Here is a 20,253-nt window from a genome sequence, read left to right on the forward strand (position 1 = left end):
TCTTACGATTAATACAAGATTAAGCGTGAATTTATTTAACTAAAAAGAGCAGAGATCCGCGTTCAATGGAATATATCCGCGTTAAATCCGATATATCCGCGTAAATCCAAATATATCAGCGGAACGCTAAAAATCCATAAAAAAACTGATTGGGGCTGCCAATCAGCATGGAGCTAAATCTTCTTTTTTACATCTTCTCTAATCGATTCGATAAGAGTTTCTGATAAGTTAGCAGGAAGTGATGTACCATCCTTAAACTGCCAGGAATTAATGACTTCAAGATCTGCCTTTTTAAACGTAATGCTGTAATCCATTAGATTGTGAGAAAACTCGGCTGTCACATATTCTTCACTGTCGAAGTCATCATCAATAATCATGTTTGTAATTTCGTATATATTCACAATACAGTCTCCTTTTAACTTGCTATGAAATTAGAGTCTGCTAAAAGGGATAGTTTATACATAATTATGGGAAGTAAATCTCCAGCACGTTTTGGTTGTTTTTTAGTGTATAGTAGTTTTGAAAGGCTGTGTTAATGTAGGAGTGTGGATAGGTTTTTAGTTCTATGGTGATGGCTATTCCGTCACTTTTGATAAAAGTGAGGGCTGTTTCTGTTAGCTGAATGCTGCTAAAATGGAATCCGTCCCGTTGGTATAGCAAATCTTCATCCTGATAATAGTTAAGGATCACTTGCCGGTTTTGATAGTTTGTCAAAGCAGATAAGTCTTTTAGTTGTTTTTCCATACTCTTAGTACATACCCTCCACAGCCGCATTGGTCGATGAATTTTATTGTAATCCTGCCTCCGAAATAATTCACTAACGCTTCTGTTAAATAGTCATCAGGGTTTCCCAAAGCAGCCGGGGTCACAACGTTTACATAATAACCCTTTTCAGTCTTATCTACTGCATCGATGGCATCACTAATCACCAGTTCTATGTCCAAGGTATATTCCTCATGTTCCAATGATATTGACCAATTCTTATTCAACCCAATCACCTCTTATCTTTATTTTAATAGGAAAAATGTATGGAAGTGGTGATAGGAATCACAAGCCATTACAAAAACAAACTGCAAGCTGCAATTAAAATGGTATATTATTAGTGTACAAAATTATGAAAGTGGTATCGATATGAAAAGAACATTGAAAGATATAACACTAATATTGTTGGGTTCATTGATTTTTGCAGTCGGTGTAAATTATTTTACGATTCCCAACACTCTTTCTGAGGGCGGTATTTTAGGAATCACCATTATTACCCACTATTTGTTCCACTGGTCCCCAGGGGTTGTGAACTTTGTGATGAATGCTGCCCTCTTAGTTGTAGGGTATAAGTTTTTTGAAAAAAGAACGATGGTTTACACGGTTATTTCTATTGCTGCCAGCTCAGGTTTCCTATATGTGACCGAGGATGTTGGTAAACAGTTAACAGAGGACACCTTTCTAGCTGCCATCTTTGCAGGATTATTAGTGGGCGTTGGATTGGGATTGATTTTTCGAACAGGCGGAACCTCCGGAGGTTCAACCATCCTCGCAAGGCTCACTAACCAATGGTTAGGCTGGAGCATTGGGAAAGGCATGCTTATTTTTGATATTATCGTGGTAGCTGGCTCCGTTTTTATCATCGGCCTGGAAAAAACGATGTACACTCTATTGGTTGTATTTATCGGGGCAAAAGCAATTGATTTCATTGTGGAAGGTTTAGATGAAAAGGTAGCTGTCTTGATTATCTCTAATTCACCTGAAATGGTACTGGATAACATCACCAGTAAAATGTCGAGAGGAATTACGGTACTTGAAGGGCGCGGCGGATATTCCGGTCAGAATAAAGATGTCCTCTATATCGTCATTAACAAACAAGAAATCGTGCAGCTAAAAAACGTCATTAACACCATTGATACCAATGCTTACGTAACCATACACAATGTGCATGAAATGATGGGAAAGGGCTATAAAGCATCATAAATTTATTGATACTGTAGAAATCATGCGGGGGAGTGAAATCGAATTGAGACCAAAAATATACATAACGAGGAAACTGCCGGATGCAGTTGTTACTAGGTTAACAGAGGTATGCGAAGTGAGGATGTGGGAAAAGGAAGAGGAACCAGTTCCGAGAGACGTCCTAGAAAAGGAAATCCTAGATGTGGATGGTCTTTTCTGTTTATTAACCGAGACGATCGATGAGCATCTTCTAACTCTCGGAACCAATTTGAAAATTATCAGCAATATGGCTGTCGGCTATAATAATATTGATATTGCGGCCGCAACTGAGCAAAAAATTATGGTTACCAATACACCTGGAGTATTAACAGAGACAACAGCGGATCTAACGTTTGCACTGTTAATGGCGACAGCTAGAAGAATGGTCGAGGCCTCTGATTATTTGCGGGCGGGCAGTTTGAAAACATGGTCGCCAATGCAATTGACTGGTCAGGATATTTATGGTGCCACCTTAGGAATCATCGGATTAGGAAGAATTGGTGAGGCTTTAGCGAAAAGAGCGCGAGGGTTTGATATGAATCTTTACTATCATAACCGCTCACGAAAGCCTGAAGTTGAGAAGCAGCTGGGCATACAGTATGTAGAAAAAGAAAAATTACTCAGGGAATCAGATTTTGTTTGTGTCCTGACTCCGTATACGAAAGAAACGGAAAATTATATTGGTGCTGCAGAGTTAGCTCTGATGAAGCCGACTGCAGTTTTAATCAACACAGCCCGCGGCGGGATCGTTAATGAGGAAGCACTCTATCAAGCATTAAAGGGAGGACAGATTTGGGGAGCAGGCTTAGATGTATTTGAAAAAGAGCCGGTACAAACAGACCATCCGCTCCTCAGTCTCCCAAATGTTGTTGCTCTGCCGCATATTGGAAGTGCTAGTAAGAATACGAGATTAAAAATGGCATTACTCGCAGCAGAAAATTTGATCCAAGGGTTACAGGGGAATACACCAAAAAATATAGTGAATTGAGTTGAAAAAAGGTTAGGGCTCCCTAACCTTTTTCTGATATTATTTTTCTAAAAGCCACTTCGTAACGGTTTTAGCCTCTTCTTCTGATAACTGACCGCCAGGCATCATGCCAACACCATCGTTTAGCAGCTTTAGTAATTCTTCCTCCGAATACTTACTTCCCATGTTGATTACGGGAGGACCAGCAGCTCCCTCTAAATTTTCTCCATGACATGATAAACAGCTGAAATTATAAAGACCTTCTCCATCAGTTGGTCTCTTTGCATTGGCAGTGTTGGATGAACAACCGGCTATAACTAATAATGATAAGGCGATAACAATCCAAAGGCGCTTCATAATGCTTCCTCCTACGTAACCGTATTCTATATTGCAAGCTTACTGGATAAACCTAAAAATTTTCTAAACCAAAGATTAAAATTTTATTAAATGGGGCGGGTTATGTAGAATAAGCTAAAAGAGGTTTTGAGGTAGGCCGGATGGTGAGAAATACTAGCGGATAGCGAGAAATACTGGCGGATAGAAAGGGGATACTGGCGGATAGGAAGTAACACTGGCGGATAGCTAGAAATACTGGCGGATAGCAAGAAATACTGGCGGATAGTGAGAAATACTGGCGGATAGCGAGAAATACTGGCGGATAGCAAGGGAATACTGGCGGATGCGAGAAATACTAGCGGATAGCGAGAAATACTGGCGGATGGCAAGAAATACTGGCGGATAGCGAGAAATACTGGCGGATGGCAAGGGAATACTGGCGGATAACAGAGAAATACTCTCGGATAACAGAAAAATAAAGGAGTTGGTCTAATGTCAGAGTTAGCAACATTTGCGGGTGGCTGCTTTTGGTGCATGGTTTCACCGTTTGATGAACAGCCAGGAATTAAGGAAGTGATTTCTGGTTATACCGGCGGACATAAGGAAAACCCGACTTATGAAGAAGTTTGTTCGGATACAACGGGACATTATGAAGCGGTTCAGATTACATTTGATCCTGCTATTTTCCCCTATGAGAAGCTGCTTGAATTGTTCTGGCAGCAGATTGACCCGACGGATGAAGGCGGGCAATTTAATGATCGTGGTTTATCCTACCGGACGGCCATTTTTTATCATACCGAAGCTCAAAGAAAAATGGCAGAGGACTCAAAGGCAGCACTAGCTGCAAGCGGCCGATTTCAAAAGCCGATTGTAACCAAAATTCTGCCCGCTGCTCCCTTTTATCGAGCAGAAGAAAAACATCAGGAATATTATAAAAAGATGCCTTTTCACTATAACCACTATCGAGAGGGTTCTGGCCGGGCGCGGTTCATACGGGAAAACTGGAAAGTGCGTAAAAGTGATGATGAGCTTCAGAAAGAATTGACCGCCATACAATATGAGGTAACTCGGAAAAATGCAACGGAGCCCCCGTTCAAAAATGAATTTTGGAATCATACAGAGGAAGGAATTTATGTCGATATCATTTCGGGGGAGCCCTTGTTTAGCTCGACTGATAAATATGACGCAGGGTGCGGGTGGCCGAGCTTTACCAAGCCGTTACGGCGATATGAACTAGAGGAGAAATTTGATACTTCCCACGGGATGAGACGGATTGAGGTCCGCAGCAAAACATCAGATTCCCATCTCGGACACGTATTTGATGACGGACCGGGTCCTGATCGTGCACGATATTGTATTAACTCCGCTGCACTCCGATTTGTACCCAAGGATAAACTGCAAGAAGAAGGATATGGACATTTTTTAAAGCTATTTACCTAAAGAACTCCCAGGATGAGCCTGGGAGTTTTGTCATTTCTGAATTTTCTCCTTTAAATCGAGAAGATACTTCCGCCATTGTTCTGCAAGCTCATCGACCGCTAATATTTTTTCAATCTTTTCTAAAGAAGGTGATGAGTCATGGAAGTAAAGATGATGAATAGAGGAAACAGTGATTTGCTCAGGATGTGAAGATAGTTTTTTTATTTTAGAACTAGAGGTTATTTTGCCTTCTTCCAATACTCTGAAAAAATATCCCGTATATCCTGTTTCCACGATTCTTTTTAAAAGAAGGTTGTTGTGGTTGCGTTTATTGATGGTAGAGCATGGATAACGGCCTTGCGATACCTGCAGGACGGCCTCGCCAATTTGAAAAACATCTCCTATACAAACTTGGTCTTCCTTCATGCCTATTGGGGTTACATTTTCTCCAAAAGCAGAGGGAGTTAATGGTTTGCCAAATACATTCTCCCAATGAGCATAATGTTCGTAGGGGTATACGCAAACAACACGCTCAGAGCCACCATGATATTCAGGATTTGCAACCTGGTCGCCCTTTATTTGATGAAAGCCTACCAAAAGCTCGTCGCTTTGTTCCTTCCAAATACCAGACAGATAGGCTTCATTCTTATATACCTCATTTTTAGGCAGGCCTTTGCTTAAGTAAACAATTTCTCTATTGTACAATGTCACTCCTCCTCATGGTTTTTATTTTACTATAATACAAGGAAAAAAAAGAAGAAACCCATGCTAAAGGGTTCCTTCTGCCTATTATGAAAAACTAAAAACTCTCTGGGTGATAGTGGGCAATATAATTTCAATTGTGGTTCCCTCACCCATTACACTGTCAATTGTTAATTGACCATTATGGCTTTCAATAATTTTATAACAGGTCATTAAACCAAGGCCAGTTCCTTTTTCCTTTGTTGTATAAAACGGTTCACCAAGTGTAGGAATTCGTTCATTTGGAATGCCAATACCCTGATCAATAATCTGGGCAGAAATTTTCCCTTCTTCCTTAACCGTCACCTTTACATCAATGGTTCCGCCGCTTGGCATGGCTTCAATGGCGTTCTTTAATAGATTTAAAAAAACCTGTTTAAGTTGGTTTTCCTCACAGCTGATCTTAGGTAACTCACTTTCAAACTCTACAAAAATTTGAACGTTGTTCAAAATAGATTGTGTATTAATTAAAGTTACAACATCTTTTATTAAATCCTTGATATCTCTTTCTGCAAAAACAGCCGCAGTGGGTTTGGCGAGTACGAGGAATTCGCCAACGATATTATTGATACGATCAAGCTCAGACAACACAATATCATAGTATTCTACTCGATGCTGCTCTTTTTTAAACAGCTGAATGAATCCTTTAATTGAAGTAAGAGGGTTACGGATTTCATGGGCAATACCTGCCGCCATTTGACCGAGAAGTGCTAACTTCTCAGATTTTTGCAGCAGTTGTTCGGTTTGTTCTTTTCTTTCTGTGATATCTTTCCCAATTGATAGAACAGCTTCTTTTCCAGCAAAGGTAATGTACATGGAAGAGCCTTCAAATACAAAAACAGAACCATCCAACTTAATAAATTTGTATTCAATATTGTTTAATGGATGTATTTCCTTTTTTACTTGTTTCAGACGCTCTTCAAGTCGTGCCAAATACTCTGGATAAAGATAATTAAGGATAGAGGTTCCTATTACTTCTTCCTTCTGCTTGGCGCCAATCATCGATACGGCTTCCTTATTTACATAAATCACCCGATTATCCTGATGAATAATAACGGCATTTGGCAATGAATCTAGTAATTGTTTATAGCTTTCTACACTAGCCTGTGCTTGTTTTACAAAATAGCGTGTTCGGTCATATTGCCACCCAACTAACCAGGCAATGAATGTGAATATTATAAAGTCCAGCGTAAAAAAACGCTCATGCCCCATTAGGGTTTGAAAGATGGAAAATAGAACGGATATTAAAACCAGAATAATTTGTCCCCATATTTTCATACGTTATCCTCATAATCAGTCTTAAATTTGCTATTATCATACCACGAAACTTGTAGATATTAATAGAAAATTAGTGCAATTGTCATATTAATATGACATATCTAGTAAAAAATAAAAGCCTAGCAATGATGCTGGCTTTATTTTTAGAAATGCAAGGTTTTACGACTGGGCCATTCTTCTATATAAGTTCAAGATTGATTGTCCGTAGGTGGTGCCAGGTACAGCCCATTTTCCGTTTAAAGCGGTCCAGGTTGTGGCCGAGCCTCTGTTCACAAGATCGAAGCGCGGGTCAACCAGCGGGTAGGTGTTTGGTAATGGTGCAGTGGATGCGTACGCATATAAGTGCTGGAGATGTGCAAGCACACCTTCCTCAGGTGTACTGAAACTTGCTCCTCTAGCTCCGCCGCCTGTTGCACCAATTCCGGCAAAATTGTTTTGCACATTTCTTACATCCCCTGTAAACCGAAAATAGCCTGTTTCCTGCATGGCTTGTGCAAAGGCAACATCTCCTCTAATGCCATAATATTCTCCAAACCTTTTATATAATTCCCCTAACAGGGGTGCATTAGGGTTTATAGATCTTACAAATGCGTTCATTTTTTCTGCGGAAAGCTGTGTAGGGCCTAAAATGGAAGTTGGATTAAGATCAATGAAGCGGGGACTTGAAACTGTACCTGAAGTCTTAGTGGAACTTCCGTTTTCTGTTGCGATGAAAGCATTTATTCCTGTATTTGTCTTGATTTCATTTACTCGATTTTCTGCGTTTTCCCTGCTTGTAAAAGCCCCTGCCTGTACCCGAAACCACGTTTCACCAGAAATGTTGGCAGATACGATGAAAGATTGGATTCCTTTTGTACGCAGGAAGGCTGATCGTTCTTGTGCATTTTCCCTAGACTTGAAAGATCCGGCAAATACTTTGTACATTTCATCTCCTCCATTATGAAGTTTCTTTTTATTTTATGAGATGAAGACGAGGGTGTCGATGGACAACTGCCTGTGGAAAAATAAAAACCCCCTGATGGAGGTTTATTCTTCATGTCCCGCTATTTACGGTGCCTTTAAGATAAATCTTTTTTTGCTGCTGTGTTAAAAAGAAAAACACGCCAAGAAGCACAAGCATTCCACCTGCAATTTGCCAGGAGGCAAGGTGTTCATTTAATAGTATGACTGCCAATATCGTTGCACCAACCGGTTCACCTAATATACTCATTGAAATGGTTGTAGCATTGACATAGTTTAAGAGCCAGTTATTGATGATATGACTAATCGTTGGAACAGTAGCTAGTAACAGAAAGATTCCCCATTCCTTTGCTGGGTATCCGCTAAAAGGTACGGAGGTGATAAGATTATAGATTGATAGAACGATGGTTGCAATGAAAAACACACTAAAGCTGTAGATCCAATGAGATACTTTTTTGACAATGCTTTGGCCAATCATCAAGTAGCCAACCACCGCAATGACGCTTAAAAACGAAAGGATATCTCCTAAGATGGCGTCCTGACTTAAGGCAAAGTCACCCCAGCCAATCATCATTGCTCCAATAATCGCAATGCCCATTGTCATCAATGAGGATGCAGTGGTTCGTTCCTTAAATAGGAAGTATCCGCCGACCAAGGAAACTATTGGCTGCAGGGCAAGGATAATGGTTGAACTTGCGACAGTGGTTAGTTTTAACGAGCCGAACCAAAGGACAAAATGTAATGCTAAAAACACACCTGAGAAAAATAAAAAGACCCAGTCATTGTTTTTAATTTTTTTAAATTCCTCCCGCTTTTTCCAAACGATCGGAAGCATCAATAAACTGGCAAGCATCATGCGATACATACTTAAAACCGAAGCAGGTGCGTCAGACCATTTTACAAAAATAGCTGAAAATGAAATCGCAATAATTGAAATGGTGAGCGGTAAGACAATAGATCTGGAGTTATCTTGATGGTTCATTTCTGTCCTCTTTTCTAGATATATAGGGTGAAGTATTTTTATATACGAAATAAATCTAAATAATCTTATCATAAATGCGGGTCATCAGGCACTAACAAAACTCACCATTTACATACAAAAAACGTCAATCCCTGGCTGTTAGGCCGGGTCGACGTTTCCTTATCGGATGTTTAGTTATTTGTATATTGCTCTTCGGCTTGTGTTTCCTTTAATTTTAATGAGTTCATGAACTTTTCGATACGCTTTACCGCTTCTTGAAGCTGTTCCAAAGAAGTGGCATAAGAACATCGTACATAGCCTTCGCCGCTCTCGCCAAAGGCACTTCCCGGGACAACTGCCACTTTTTCTGCTAGTAGAAGCTCTTCTGCAAATTGTTCTGAAGTCATCCCTGTGCTTTTAATAGAAGGGAAGACATAGAAGGCACCGCCTGGAGTGTGGCAGTCCAATCCAAGGTTGTTTAGAGATTGAACGATGTAATTCCGTCTTCTCCGATAGCTTCTTCGCATGCTTTCTACTTCGTGATACGTATTTCGTAAAGCTTCGATTGCACCGTGCTGCAGCATATGAGGTGCACACATGGTGGTGTATTGCAGGATTTTAACCATTTGCTCAGTGAAAGGTGTTGGAGCCGCTAAGAAACCTAATCTCCAGCCTGTCATGGCAAAGCCTTTAGAGAAGCCATTGATTAGGATGGTTCGCTCATACATACCTTCAATGGAGGCGAAGCTGGTATATTCTTCATCATAGGTTAATTCTGCATAGATTTCATCCGAGACAACTAGCAGGTCGTGTTTTTGAATCACTGCCGCCAGCTTGGTTAGTTCCTCTTTGTTTAAATAGGTTCCGGTCGGATTATTTGGTGAACACAACAAAATGGCCTTTGTCCGGCTGGTAACGGCGTTCTCGATTTGTTCGGGTGTAAGCTTGAACCCATTACTAGGATGTGTGGAAACCGGTATGGGCTTACCGCCTGCTAAGGTGACCAAAGGTGCGTAAGAAACGAAAGCAGGTTCAATAATTAACACTTCATCTCCCGGGTTTAAGATCGCACGGAAGGTTAAATCTATCGCCTGGCTGGCCCCGGCTGTCACGATTACTTGGTCAACAGGGTTATACTTTACACCAAATCTTCGATTTAAGTAGAATGAGATTTCCTCTCGCAACTCCAGCAATCCTGGATTTGCTGTGTAAGAGGTATAGCCTTCCTCTAAAGAAAGAATGGCTGCTTCGCGAATGCTCCACGGGGTGATAAAATCCGGCTCACCAACCCCTAAGGAAATAACGCCTTTTATGGAAGCGGCGAGGTCAAAAAATCTTCTTATTCCTGATGGTTTTAGTTCCTGTACCATTTGTGATAAATAGTGCTGTGGTTCTTGCATCATGGTGAAACCACCATTCGACGGTCTTTGTCATTGCTTTCTCCAAAGATGACGCCATCATGTTTGTATTTCTTTAACATGAAATGAGTAGTGGTGGAAATAACATTATCAATCGTTGAAAGCTTCTCGGAAACAAATCTAGCGATTTCTGACATCGATTTTCCTTCAATCGTGATTGATAAATCATATGCCCCGGACATAAGGTAAAGGGAGGTAACCTCAGGAAATCGGTAGATTCTTTCAGCAACCTCATCGAAACCCACTCCGCGCTTTGGCTGCACCTTTACATCGATCATCGCCACAATGTTCTCCTTGCCGTCCACCTTGCTCCAATCTATTAAAGCCGGATAGCTGACAATCACCTTCTCATCCTCTAACTTCTTAATGATAGCCGTAACATCCTCTGCACTCGAATTCACCATCAAAGCAATATCCTCAACAGGAATCCTATGATTCTCCTCAACAATCGAAAGGACCTCTAACTCCTCACCAGACAACCTCATCTACAAATCCTCCTCACAACGTTCAAAAATTTAATATTTCTATAATACATCATTGTTAGAATAAATAAAATACAATGAACTAATATTCGGTGCCTGTCACCACTCGTGGACACTGTCCACCTCAGGCGGACAGTGGGGACCTGTATTTAATAGAAAAAGGGGTTTTAACACATATTGTGCTCAAACTCCCTTTTATTACTAGCTTTCATTTTTTATTAGATATCTAAGAATGGCTGCAAGGCCTGCACCGTGTTTGAATTCTCCGGAGTTAATTAGCTGGTGTAACTCTTGCATTTCAATGGTATGCGGGTCTATTTGCTCGGTAGCTTCCAGCTGCTGTTCTGTTTTTATCAGGTTAGTGGCAGCAAAAAGGAAGATTTGCTCACTTGTGGACCCAGGTGATGGATAAACACTGCCTAAATCTATCCAGCTTTCTGCTTGGCAGCCAACTTCTTCTTCAAGCTCTCTTTTAGCTGCGGAGAGTGGTTCATTGTCTTCAGGGTCAATAGCACCTGCAGGCAATTCCCATTGCCATTCCTTCACAGCATGGCGGTATTGGCGAATACAAATCACCTTTCCATCCTCAGTAATCGGCAGTATACAAACTCCTTTTGCAAAATTCACAAAGGAAAAATGCATATCAGTATGATTTGGAAGGGTTACGTCTTCCTGTACGATTTCAAATCGATCTACTTGATCTCTTTGTACTTTGTTAATTTTCCACTCCACTAGTACCCACCTCATTCGTATATCTTAATCTATTTATTCTTGCCTAAGTCTAGAGGAAATTCAAGGGGCAAGAGGAGGAAGCTGGTTCAATGCTAGTTAATTTTTTGCAGATATGTAGTCAGGTTTACTGATAGGGAAGAGACTTGCTATCGCTAACGCAATCAAAATACCTATTAAATCAAAGCCAATGTCAAAAACTCTGCCGCCTCGGTGAAAGTATAATTGGAGAAATTCAGTTAGAACGGCAAAGGAGAAAGCCGCTGTTAGGATGAAAATCTTAGATTTGTATTTCATCAACAGCAGCACTGTAAGAAATTGAAAAGCTAATATATGACCCAGTTTTTGTATCCATAGGTCTCCGCTAACGTCAGAGGGGAATGGAAAAAAGAACTCTGAATATGGTGGATTAACATCTAATTGAAACGCCACAACCCCAAAATGAATCAAATCATGAAAACTTGAAGTGCAAGTAAACACCAAAATCACACCGCACCAAAACAAAATAAACAAACTCCTCATCATCCAACCTCCCATCTAACAAGCTTGACCGTTACCAGTCGTTTCATACATATGAATAAAATGATCGAATGGAATGCATAAATGAAGAGATATTGCATAAATGGTGACAGGCACCGTAAAATTAATTTAGGGAGGGGGCGGATGAATGAAGGTTGTAGCGTTAGAGGAGGCAAAAGTTCAGGATTTTGCTGCGTATTGTAGAAAGCATCGCAGTGAGGTTGATGACTCTTATTTGTATGATTTTGAATTACGGGATTTTCAGGTGGGTGATGAAAATCCTACTTATATACTCATAAATGAGAAGGATGATATTGTAGGATCAGCTTCTTTGGTGATGGATGATTATCATATACGAGGAAAAAGAGCGCGTTTTCGAATCTTTCATTCTGAAGTTGAGGATATTCAATGCTATCAGCAGCTGTTAAAGAATCTATTAAACCATACAAAGAACCTAGAGAAGGTTTTTCTGTTTATTCCAGTTGTAAATAAAAAGTTGATCGAAATTATACAAGGCATGAAGTTTTCATTGGAAAGATACGCCTTCCTCCTTGTAAGAGAGGATTTGGAGGTACCTGACAACACCCTTCCTGAGGGATATGAACTGAGACCTTTTCAACAAGGGCAGGATGAAGAAAATTGGGCTTTGGTGCGTAATGCAGCTTTTTCGACGCTTAAAGGCAGTGAAACTCCGATTACAATCGAAGGGGTGACTAAGCTCCTTCACGATGACGATTACCTTGAAGGCGGCATGCTTCTTCTTTTCCATCATGGCAGGCCAGTAGGCGTTATTCGGGGTGCCGATGATGGATATGAAGATGCTCCGATTATGAATATCGGACCTGTCGCAGTTACGCCTGAATACCAAGGCCGCGGCTTAGGTAGGATCTTGCTGAGAGCCTCCTTACAGTTTGCCAGGGAAAAAGGCTATAAACGTACAATACTTAGTGTGAATGGAGAGAATGAGCGGGCACAGGCTCTATATATACAGGAAGGATTTAAGCAGGTAGAGGCGGTTGTGTGCTACCAATATTTCTTATAAATCATCCTTTTTATGCAGGAGGCATATTCTCTCATGTTTTGGGAAAATGCCTTTTTAGTGCTGTATTGGAATTTTCTATGTGAGCCAGTTTATTCTTACTTATATTTATTTATTTTATTACGTTCCACTTACTATAAAGTTCCATATGCTTATAGTAATAAGGGGTGAAATGTAATGAAAAAAGACCAATTTGATGCAGAAACGCTAAAGCACATTAGGAGCCGACTGGATACTGTTTATTCAATTGCCAAGAAAAATTACAATGACAACCCTGAATTGATGGACACAATCGAGAGTTTAGCTCAAATAGCCATTATGTTTACGAATATTAAACTGCAAGAGGTTAATGATCTGGACGAAACCGCCAGCCCTCAGGGGTACATCCTTTCAAAACTGTCACATTCCTACTCGAGAATGACAGAGTATGAAAAACAAAAGGTAAAAGACTTCCCAAAATGGAAACTGTAAAAAGTTAACATCAAGGGAGATACGTAGATCATAAGAAGGGAGAAGTGCCAAGAAGCACTTCTCCCTTTTTATGTATTCCAGAATAAATGGTACCTGTCCCATTATCCACTGTCCGCCCCACACGGACATTTGTATTTTAGTGGTGCCTGTCACCGCGGTATATTTCACCACAGTATGTTTATTTTATGGTTGGAAAATACTGTATGTATGGATATTTATTTGGGGGTTTTGGGATGTGGGTTAGTGATTTTTCGATTAGGCGGCCGATTTTTACGCTTGTAACGATGTTTCTTGTTTTGATTTTAGGCGGGGTTTCGCTTATGAAGATTCCGATGAAGCTGATTCCTGAGATTAATCCACCGGTTGGGGTTGTCGTGGCGGCTTACCCTGGCGCTAGTCCGGAGGAGGTTATCGAGAAGGTAACAAAACCGTTAGAGGAGAACCTTGCCACCCTTACTGGGATCAAAACGATGACTTCTACTTCACAGGAAGGTGCTGCCTTTATATTAATGCAATTTTCCTGGTCAACAAATATTGATGAGATACAGACGGATGTGCTCCAGAGGCTTGATATGGCTCCGCTAACCGAGGGAGTTGGAAAACCTCGTTTCCTGAAGTTTGATCCTGCTATGTTTCCGATTATCCAGCTGTCGCTTTCTTCTGACACTAATGAAAAAACACTTAGAGAGCTTGCGGAACAATTAAAGCTCGAGCTAACGAAAGTGGTTGGTGTCGCGAGTGTGAATCTATCAGGTACCTCTGTTCAGGAGGTCAGGGTTGAACTGGACCAGGCAAAACTGAAAAGCTACCAACTGAGTCACTCGGATGTAGTCGATATTATCAAAGCAAATCATATTTCGATGCCGGGAGATACGATCCTAACGGAAGGAAAAGAACTCACAACCAGGATTGTCAGCGGCATTCATTCCATTAGTACCTTAGAGAGCTTAACAGTAGGGGTAAATCCCTTAACAGGTGAAAAAATTCAACTGAAGGATATTAGTAATGTACACCTGACCAAAGCGGATGACCGAACCATTACACGAACGAATCAGGCGCCGTCTGTCCTGCTGAGTGTTCTACAGCAATCCAATTCCAATACGGCTGCGGTTTCAAAAGAATTTACAAACCAGCTGGACAAGCTTCTGAAAAGAGAAAAATATAAAGGCATCACGTCAGAAGTCCTTTTTGATCAGGGGGATTTCATTCAGATGGCAATCAGTAATATCTCCTCATCTCTTCTCGTGGGTGGAGTATTGGCTATGGCTGTGTTGTTTTTATTTTTAAAAAATATCAAGAGCCCTCTTATTATCGGAATTGCGATTCCTTATTCGGTCATTGTAACCTTTGTGCTAATGTACTTTGCAGACTTCACCCTAAACATTATGACTCTCGGCGGACTGGCGCTCGGGATTGGGATGCTTGTCGACAACTCCATTGTGGTGATTGAAAATATATATCGTCATCTTTCAATGGGAAAATCACCTAAAGTGGCTGCGCTGGAGGGGACAAAAGAGGTAGGAGCTGCGATAACAGCTTCCACGTTAACTACTGTTTCAGTATTTTTGCCAGTGGTCTTTATTACTGGACTCATCGGAGAGCTATTTACTGAATTTGCGTTAACGATTTCCTTTAGTTTGTTCGCATCCCTTGTGGTTGCTTTGACAGTGGTGCCGATGCTTGCAAGCAGATTATTACGAGCACCAAAGAGAAAATTTGAAAATAGAAGACAAAAGAATAGCTGGGTTAAGAGGATAGAGAAATCTGTCATCTGGTCTCTGAAACACCGAGGTGCCGTTTTACTAATCACCTTCTTTTTCCTTCTCCTTAGTGTGTGGAGCTTAACAACTGTTGGAACACAATTCCTGCCAAGTCAGGATGAAGGCTTCTTTAGTGTACGGGTTAAACTTGAAAATGGAGCCGCGCTTACTGAAACAGATCGTGTTCTATCATCATTAGAGGAACACTTAAAAAAGAAACATGATGTCGATACATACGTTAGTTTAATAGGGACGACCCAGGAAGGGACCTTCAGGGGCTCGACGAATGCAAATGTAGGAGAGCTGTATATAAAAATGAAGGAAGGAAATGAGCGCAGCAGGACAACTTTTCAATTTGTGGATGATGTTAAGAAGGAGCTGGAAAAGGCAGCTCGTTCTGCGAATGAAAGCGCGGAGTTATCCTTTATCCTGCAGTCTTCAACTGGCTCAAGCCCGCATACTCTTTCTTTTAGTGTAAGAGATAGTAATAAAATACGGTTATCACAAAGTGTAGATAAAATCTATCAAACATTAAACAACCTAAAAGACGTGAATGAGTTAAAAACGGATCTGATGGAGAAAGTAGACGAAATCCAAATTAACGTAGACCGGGAGGCAGCACTAAAACATGGACTCCTTCCTGCGCAGATTGCGATGATTGTTAACGATGTAACGCGCGGCACCAGAGCCACACAGATGGTTTCCGATACAGGCGAAATCCACAGTGTCTTTGTGGAATATGACCGGGATATTACAAGTAATTTGGACCACTTAAAAGGCCTATTAATCAAGAAACTGGACGGCAGTTATGTCACATTAGATGATGTTTCAAAGATAGAAACAAAGAGTGGACCTGTTGATATTCATCGTATAAACCAACAGGAGGCAGTCCAGTTTACCTTAAAATACAAAACCAGCACCAATCTAGGTGCTATTTCAAAAAAGGTCGAGCAGGAGATTGCCTCCTTAAATCTCCCAGAGGAGTCACAGATTGTTTTTAGCGGGGAAAAGGAATTGCTTGATTCGTCCATCGATGAGTTAATTCTTGCGCTGGTGCTGGCTGTCGTGTTTATTTACCTCGTCATGGCTGCCCAATTTGAATCACTAAAATATCCATTTGTGATCATGTTTAGCGTCCCATTAATGGTAATTGGAGTAGCACTCGCTTTAATCTCTACGATGAGCCCAATAAGTCTCACTGTTATCATTGGGGTAATTGTACTTGCGGGTATTGTCGTGAACAATGCGATTGTAATTGTCGATTTTATTAATCAGAAAAAGGAAAGCGGCATAGGGACACATGAAGCCATTGTAGAATCTGTAAGAGATCGGGCAAGGCCAATCTTTATGACATCTCTTACCACGATTCTTGGACTTATCCCGCTGGCACTAGGTATTGGTGAAGGAACAGAAATCAACCAGCCCATGGGTATAACCGTCATAGGAGGGATGATTAGCAGTACGCTGCTGACTTTGATTGTTGTTCCTGTTATGTATAGTTACTTTGATGGTGTAATAACCGTACCCTCTCGTAAGAAAGCGAAGACAAGAAATGTGAAGAGAACGTGAAGGAATTCCAACTTAGGGGGATTCCTTTTTTATTGCGATAGATCAGAGGGAGTCTTGTAAAGACTAGCTCCTAAAGGAATAGGAACATTTCCTAAAGTATACGTAATAAAGAATTAATTTTTATTTGACTCTGAAAAACTATAAAATTAAAGTTGTACTGAAATTATACTTCAATAAATCAAAGAGGAGAAAGCTATGAAAGTTGTGATTGCGCCAGATTCTTTTAAAGAGAGCTTATCTGCCCTTGAGGTGGCGAACGCGGTTGAACAGGGATTTCTCGAAGTTTTTCCAGACGCTGAATATGTAAAAGTGCCCATGGCTGATGGCGGAGAAGGACTCGTTCACTCATTAGTCAGTGCGGTGGAGGGACAGGTAATTAAGCATGATGTAACAGGCCCGCTAGGCGAAAAAGTAGAGGGGTTCTTCGGGTTAATTCATGATGGAAAAACAGCCGTCATTGAAATGGCAGCGTCATCAGGTTTACATTTACTATCACCAGAAGAGCGAAATCCGTTACATACCACAACTTTTGGTGTGGGTGAACTCCTCCTAGCAGCTCTGGAATATAACGTAGAAACCGTTATCCTAGGGCTCGGAGGAAGTTCGACTAATGATGGTGGAGCAGGAATGGTACAGGCCTTGGGAGGCAAATTACTGGACGTGAATGGCTGTGAAATCGGCTTTGGCGGCGGTGCATTAGCAAACCTGAATTCTATTAATTTAGAAGACTTTGATGGAAGACTCAATGAAATACGGTTGGAAGTAGCTTGTGATGTTGAGAATCCTTTGCTAGGTGAAACAGGCGCCAGTGTAGTTTTCGGTCCCCAAAAAGGTGCAACACCTGAAATGGTCAGGGTATTGGACCAGAATCTAGGCCATTTTGCTAGGATCATAGACAGAGATTTAGGTAAGGGTAAGGGTGTTAGTGAAATTCCAGGTGCAGGTGCAGCAGGAGGTTTAGGCGCAGGACTACTCGCATTCCTCCCATGTCAGTTGCGCAAGGGAATTCAAATCGTCGTGGAAGCAACAGGCTTAGAAGACCATATTCGAGATGCCTCACTTGTTATAACAGGAGAAGGTAAAATCGACAGCCAAACTATATACGGTAAAACACCCATAGGCGTAGCTGCAGTAGCACAAAAATATAACGTACCCGTCATCGCACTAGCTGGATCACTCGGAGCAGGCTACGAAGCCGTCTACCAATATGGAATCACCAGCGTTTTCAGCATAGTCCCTGGAATAACCACACTAGAAGACGCACTCAAAAACGCACACCAAAACATCGTCAACACCGCAAGAAATATCGCTAGCTTACTAAACGTGGTGTAAATACGGTGCCTGTCACCGCTCGTGGACACTGTCCACCTCAGGCGGACAGTTCATCTCTTTAGCTGATTTTAATGGTGTAAAGGGGAACCGAGCTCATGGGTTTTCCTTTTTTTATTGATGTTCCACTGAATTTTTTATTAATGGGTGTGTGTTTTTAGTATAATTGATTCATGTGCTTTGATTATTAACTGGGGGGGGAGTTTGATGTTAGGTGCTATTGAAGCGGGCGGTACGAAATTTGTTTGTGCTGTCGGAGATAAAACAGGGAAGATTATAGAGCGGATTCAAATCCCAACGACGGTTCCAGAAGAAACGATGCCACAGGTGATTGACTTTTTTAATGGATACCAACTCGAGGCAATTGGAGTGGGATTTTTCGGACCAATTGATGTGAATATGGAAAGTCCCAGCTACGGGTCCATTACCTCGACACCTAAAACGGGGTGGCGTGATTACCCAATTGTAAAGACGTTAGCGGAAGAATTCGGGGTACCGATTGGTTTCAATACCGACGTGAATGCAGCTGCATTAGGCGAGGTTACTCATGGAGCAGCAAAGGGTTTGGATAGCTGTTTATACATAACAATCGGAACTGGAATTGGAGCAGGCGCAATTGTGCAGGGTAACCTTCTTCAGGGATTATCACATCCGGAAATGGGGCACATTCTGGTTAGACGTCATCCACAGGATGAGTATCAGGGGAAATGTCCGTATCACGGTGATTGCCTGGAGGGTCTTGCGGCAGGACCGGCGATCGAGGACCGCTGGGGAGCAAAGGGAATCGACTTAGTAGACAAACCAGAGGTATGGGACATGCAAGGTTATTACATTGCTCAAGCTCTTATGCAATATGTATTGATCCTATCACCGAAAAAAATCATTCTCGGCGGGGGAGTCATGCATCAGAAGCAATTATTTCCTACTATTTATAAATACTTAAATGAATTTCTTGCAGGTTATGTTTCCTTGCCTGAACTTTCAGACTATATTGTCAGTCCAGGTTTGGGCGATCATGCTGGAATTACAGGGTCCCTTATGCTAGCCAAGCAGGCACTTCAAGAGAATAACTAATTCAAGCGGAGGTTATCATTAATGCAACAGCCATTATTTCTAAAACCAGTTTTTAAAGAACGAATTTGGGGCGGAACTGCCCTCACAACCCAATTTGGTTATGAAATTCCATCAAATCAAACTGGCGAATGCTGGGCGATTTCCGCTCATCCCAATGGTCCGTCGATTATTGAAAATGGAACATTTGAAGGAATGTCTTTAGAAGAGCTTTGGAAAAAACAACCTGAGTTATTTGGAAATCAAACAGATGAAGTTTTTCCGCTATTAACAAAAATACTAGATGCCAATGCTGATTTATCTGTTCAGGTACATCCTGAGGATGAATATGCAAAGGTTCATGAAAATGGGGATTTAGGTAAAACCGAATGTTGGTACATCCTTGATTGTAAAGAGGGGGCCGATATGATTTTCGGCCATAATGCTAAAACAAAAGAGGAATTAATCCAACAAATTAATGAAGGAAAGTGGAACGAGCTGCTTCGCAGGGTGAAAATTAAACCTGGTGACTTTTTCTATGTTCCAAGCGGGACCATCCACGCATTATGTGAGGGAACTCTCGTGCTAGAAACGCAGCAAAGCTCAGACACCACCTATAGAGTATATGACTATGACCGCAGAGACGCAGAAGGTAATCTGCGTGAACTTCATTTAGAAAAAGCCATTGATGTGACAACAGTTCCTCATCAAGAAACAGGCGTTACTCCGAAAGTGGAGGAACGTGATCATGCAGTAGTAACGACATTTGTAGAATCTGAATTCTTCTCTGTCTACAAATGGAATGTTGATGGCAAAGCATCTTTTACTGCCGATGGCCACTACTTGCTCGTAAGTGTAATTAACGGTACGGGTGCACTACTTCATGCAGGTGAAACGTATCACTTAAAAAAAGGAAACCACTTTATCCTTCCAGTAGGATTTGGAGAATTTGAACTTGAGGGAAATACAGAATTTATTGTTTCTCATACGTAATTTTAACGTGAAAGCGGCTCAGAATATTGAATTCTGAGCCTTTTTTTTAAAATGCGGTGTGGATAAATCCCTAATTTATAAAAATAGCAGTTTCACTCGTACCAAAGCTTTTTCCCTCTTCCCCCTTTTTCGAGTTTTCTTTTTCCTCTTCGACACAATTCGTTTGATAACGCTAAACTTAAAAGTAAATGTTCCCTTCATAAAACAGTTTGTAAGTTGAAATAAAAAGGATAATAGGGGATTTTGTCT

General features: G+C 41.2%; 21 protein-coding genes. 9 read left to right on the forward strand and 12 right to left on the reverse strand.

Features of this window, described 5'->3' with window-relative positions; genetic code table 11:
- Positions 1-173: 173 nt before the first annotated feature.
- The 3 genes from H0184_RS10340 to H0184_RS10350 all read right to left on the reverse strand — a co-directional run bounded on the left by H0184_RS10340 (position 174) and on the right by H0184_RS10350 (position 989).
- Positions 174-401 carry a hypothetical protein gene (locus H0184_RS10340; RefSeq protein WP_221824094.1) on the reverse strand — a complete coding sequence of 76 codons (228 nt, stop codon included), beginning with the start codon at positions 399-401 and terminating at the stop codon, positions 174-176.
- A 64-nt stretch (positions 402-465) separates the two neighbouring features.
- Complete coding sequence (locus H0184_RS10345) at positions 466-744, reverse strand: hypothetical protein (protein ID WP_221824096.1); 279 nt, start codon at positions 742-744, stop codon at positions 466-468.
- Positions 729-989, reverse strand: a complete 261-nt coding sequence (locus H0184_RS10350) for a CGCGG family putative rSAM-modified RiPP protein (protein ID WP_221824098.1) — start codon at positions 987-989, stop codon at positions 729-731. Before H0184_RS10350 ends, H0184_RS10345 begins: the two co-directional genes overlap by 16 nt.
- Before the next feature lie 142 nt (positions 990-1,131).
- On the opposite strand from H0184_RS10350, the gene H0184_RS10355 reads away from it, so the two are divergent.
- Both H0184_RS10355 and H0184_RS10360 read left to right on the forward strand, forming a co-directional pair.
- Complete coding sequence (locus tag H0184_RS10355; protein ID WP_221824100.1) at positions 1,132-1,965, forward strand: YitT family protein; 834 nt, start codon at positions 1,132-1,134, stop codon at positions 1,963-1,965.
- Between the two features lie 43 nt (positions 1,966-2,008).
- Entirely contained in the window at positions 2,009-2,971 is a 963-nt protein-coding gene (locus H0184_RS10360) for a 2-hydroxyacid dehydrogenase (protein ID WP_221824102.1), read from the forward strand.
- Between the two features lie 39 nt (positions 2,972-3,010).
- Here H0184_RS10360 and H0184_RS10365 read toward each other — a convergent pair whose 3' ends face one another.
- Positions 3,011-3,307 (reverse strand): c-type cytochrome, encoded by a 297-nt coding sequence (locus H0184_RS10365; RefSeq protein ID WP_221824104.1) that lies wholly within the window; start codon positions 3,305-3,307, stop codon positions 3,011-3,013.
- A 471-nt stretch (positions 3,308-3,778) separates the two neighbouring features.
- Here H0184_RS10365 and msrA point away from each other — a divergent pair, with 471 nt between their 5' ends.
- Positions 3,779-4,726 carry a peptide-methionine (S)-S-oxide reductase MsrA gene (gene msrA / locus H0184_RS10370; RefSeq protein ID WP_221824106.1) on the forward strand — a complete coding sequence of 316 codons (948 nt, stop codon included), beginning with the start codon at positions 3,779-3,781 and terminating at the stop codon, positions 4,724-4,726.
- Positions 4,727-4,756: 30 nt separating this feature from the next.
- Here msrA and H0184_RS10375 read toward each other — a convergent pair whose 3' ends face one another.
- The 8 genes from H0184_RS10375 to H0184_RS10410 all read right to left on the reverse strand — a co-directional run bounded on the left by H0184_RS10375 (position 4,757) and on the right by H0184_RS10410 (position 11,796).
- A complete protein-coding gene (locus tag H0184_RS10375) occupies positions 4,757-5,416 on the reverse strand; it encodes an MOSC domain-containing protein (RefSeq protein WP_313771744.1) in 660 nt (219 codons plus the stop codon).
- A 78-nt stretch (positions 5,417-5,494) separates the two neighbouring features.
- Positions 5,495-6,724: an ATP-binding protein gene (locus tag H0184_RS10380; RefSeq protein ID WP_221824110.1), complete on the reverse strand. Its 1,230-nt coding sequence runs from the start codon at positions 6,722-6,724 to the stop codon at positions 5,495-5,497.
- Between the two features lie 159 nt (positions 6,725-6,883).
- Positions 6,884-7,648, reverse strand: a complete 765-nt coding sequence (locus H0184_RS10385) for an SPOR domain-containing protein (protein ID WP_221824112.1) — start codon at positions 7,646-7,648, stop codon at positions 6,884-6,886.
- Positions 7,649-7,757: 109 nt separating this feature from the next.
- The gene (locus H0184_RS10390; RefSeq protein ID WP_221824114.1) at positions 7,758-8,666 is read right to left on the reverse strand and encodes a DMT family transporter; all 909 of its coding nucleotides are present in this window, start codon (positions 8,664-8,666) and stop codon (positions 7,758-7,760) included.
- A gap of 170 nt (positions 8,667-8,836) precedes the next feature.
- A complete protein-coding gene (locus H0184_RS10395) occupies positions 8,837-10,045 on the reverse strand; it encodes an aminotransferase (protein ID WP_221824427.1) in 1,209 nt (402 codons plus the stop codon).
- Positions 10,045-10,548, reverse strand: a complete 504-nt coding sequence (locus H0184_RS10400; RefSeq protein WP_221824115.1) for an Lrp/AsnC family transcriptional regulator — start codon at positions 10,546-10,548, stop codon at positions 10,045-10,047. The genes H0184_RS10395 and H0184_RS10400 overlap by 1 nt, the downstream gene beginning before the upstream one ends.
- A 198-nt stretch (positions 10,549-10,746) precedes the next feature.
- Positions 10,747-11,277, reverse strand: coding sequence for an NUDIX hydrolase (locus H0184_RS10405; RefSeq protein WP_313771745.1), 531 nt, complete (start codon positions 11,275-11,277; stop codon positions 10,747-10,749).
- A 96-nt stretch (positions 11,278-11,373) separates the two neighbouring features.
- Positions 11,374-11,796 (reverse strand): VanZ family protein, encoded by a 423-nt coding sequence (locus tag H0184_RS10410; protein ID WP_221824120.1) that lies wholly within the window; start codon positions 11,794-11,796, stop codon positions 11,374-11,376.
- A 145-nt stretch (positions 11,797-11,941) separates the two neighbouring features.
- On the opposite strand from H0184_RS10410, the gene H0184_RS10415 reads away from it, so the two are divergent.
- From H0184_RS10415 to manA, 6 genes are all read left to right on the forward strand, one after another.
- On the forward strand, positions 11,942-12,835 hold the full coding sequence (locus H0184_RS10415; RefSeq protein ID WP_221824122.1) for a GNAT family N-acetyltransferase: 894 nt from the start codon (positions 11,942-11,944) through the stop codon (positions 12,833-12,835).
- Between the two features lie 174 nt (positions 12,836-13,009).
- Entirely contained in the window at positions 13,010-13,303 is a 294-nt protein-coding gene (locus tag H0184_RS10420; protein WP_221824124.1) for a hypothetical protein, read from the forward strand.
- A 233-nt stretch (positions 13,304-13,536) separates the two neighbouring features.
- Entirely contained in the window at positions 13,537-16,632 is a 3,096-nt protein-coding gene (locus H0184_RS10425; RefSeq protein ID WP_221824126.1) for an efflux RND transporter permease subunit, read from the forward strand.
- Positions 16,633-16,827: 195 nt separating this feature from the next.
- The gene (locus H0184_RS10430) at positions 16,828-17,964 is read left to right on the forward strand and encodes a glycerate kinase (protein ID WP_221824128.1); all 1,137 of its coding nucleotides are present in this window, start codon (positions 16,828-16,830) and stop codon (positions 17,962-17,964) included.
- A gap of 204 nt (positions 17,965-18,168) precedes the next feature.
- On the forward strand, positions 18,169-19,035 hold the full coding sequence (locus H0184_RS10435) for an ROK family protein (RefSeq protein ID WP_221824129.1): 867 nt from the start codon (positions 18,169-18,171) through the stop codon (positions 19,033-19,035).
- A gap of 21 nt (positions 19,036-19,056) precedes the next feature.
- Complete coding sequence (manA, locus tag H0184_RS10440; RefSeq protein WP_221824131.1) at positions 19,057-20,004, forward strand: mannose-6-phosphate isomerase, class I; 948 nt, start codon at positions 19,057-19,059, stop codon at positions 20,002-20,004.
- Positions 20,005-20,253: the final 249 nt, after the last annotated feature.

Source organism: Neobacillus niacini, from assembly GCF_019749295.1.
In the GTDB taxonomy this organism is placed as follows: Bacteria; Bacillota; Bacilli; order Bacillales; family Cytobacillaceae; genus Neobacillus; species Neobacillus niacini_D.

Excerpts from the sequence above, each read along its gene's own strand:
- H0184_RS10385 (WP_221824112.1), bottom strand. The coding sequence starts at position 7,648 with ATGTACAAAGTATTTGCCGGATCTTTCAAGTCTAGGGAAAATGCACAA.
- manA (WP_221824131.1), top strand. The coding sequence starts at position 19,057 with ATGCAACAGCCATTATTTCTAAAACCAGTTTTTAAAGAACGAATTTGG.
- H0184_RS10395 (WP_221824427.1), bottom strand. The coding sequence starts at position 10,045 with ATGCAAGAACCACAGCACTATTTATCACAAATGGTACAGGAACTAAAA.
- H0184_RS10425 (WP_221824126.1), top strand. The coding sequence starts at position 13,537 with ATGTGGGTTAGTGATTTTTCGATTAGGCGGCCGATTTTTACGCTTGTA.
- H0184_RS10355 (WP_221824100.1), top strand. The coding sequence starts at position 1,132 with ATGAAAAGAACATTGAAAGATATAACACTAATATTGTTGGGTTCATTG.
- H0184_RS10430 (WP_221824128.1), top strand. The coding sequence starts at position 16,828 with ATGAAAGTTGTGATTGCGCCAGATTCTTTTAAAGAGAGCTTATCTGCC.
- H0184_RS10365 (WP_221824104.1), bottom strand. The coding sequence starts at position 3,307 with ATGAAGCGCCTTTGGATTGTTATCGCCTTATCATTATTAGTTATAGCC.
- H0184_RS10435 (WP_221824129.1), top strand. The coding sequence starts at position 18,169 with ATGTTAGGTGCTATTGAAGCGGGCGGTACGAAATTTGTTTGTGCTGTC.
- H0184_RS10410 (WP_221824120.1), bottom strand. The coding sequence starts at position 11,796 with ATGAGGAGTTTGTTTATTTTGTTTTGGTGCGGTGTGATTTTGGTGTTT.
- H0184_RS10415 (WP_221824122.1), top strand. The coding sequence starts at position 11,942 with ATGAAGGTTGTAGCGTTAGAGGAGGCAAAAGTTCAGGATTTTGCTGCG.
- H0184_RS10390 (WP_221824114.1), bottom strand. The coding sequence starts at position 8,666 with ATGAACCATCAAGATAACTCCAGATCTATTGTCTTACCGCTCACCATT.
- H0184_RS10380 (WP_221824110.1), bottom strand. The coding sequence starts at position 6,724 with ATGAAAATATGGGGACAAATTATTCTGGTTTTAATATCCGTTCTATTT.
- H0184_RS10420 (WP_221824124.1), top strand. The coding sequence starts at position 13,010 with ATGAAAAAAGACCAATTTGATGCAGAAACGCTAAAGCACATTAGGAGC.
- H0184_RS10345 (WP_221824096.1), bottom strand. The coding sequence starts at position 744 with ATGGAAAAACAACTAAAAGACTTATCTGCTTTGACAAACTATCAAAAC.
- H0184_RS10400 (WP_221824115.1), bottom strand. The coding sequence starts at position 10,548 with ATGAGGTTGTCTGGTGAGGAGTTAGAGGTCCTTTCGATTGTTGAGGAG.
- msrA (WP_221824106.1), top strand. The coding sequence starts at position 3,779 with ATGTCAGAGTTAGCAACATTTGCGGGTGGCTGCTTTTGGTGCATGGTT.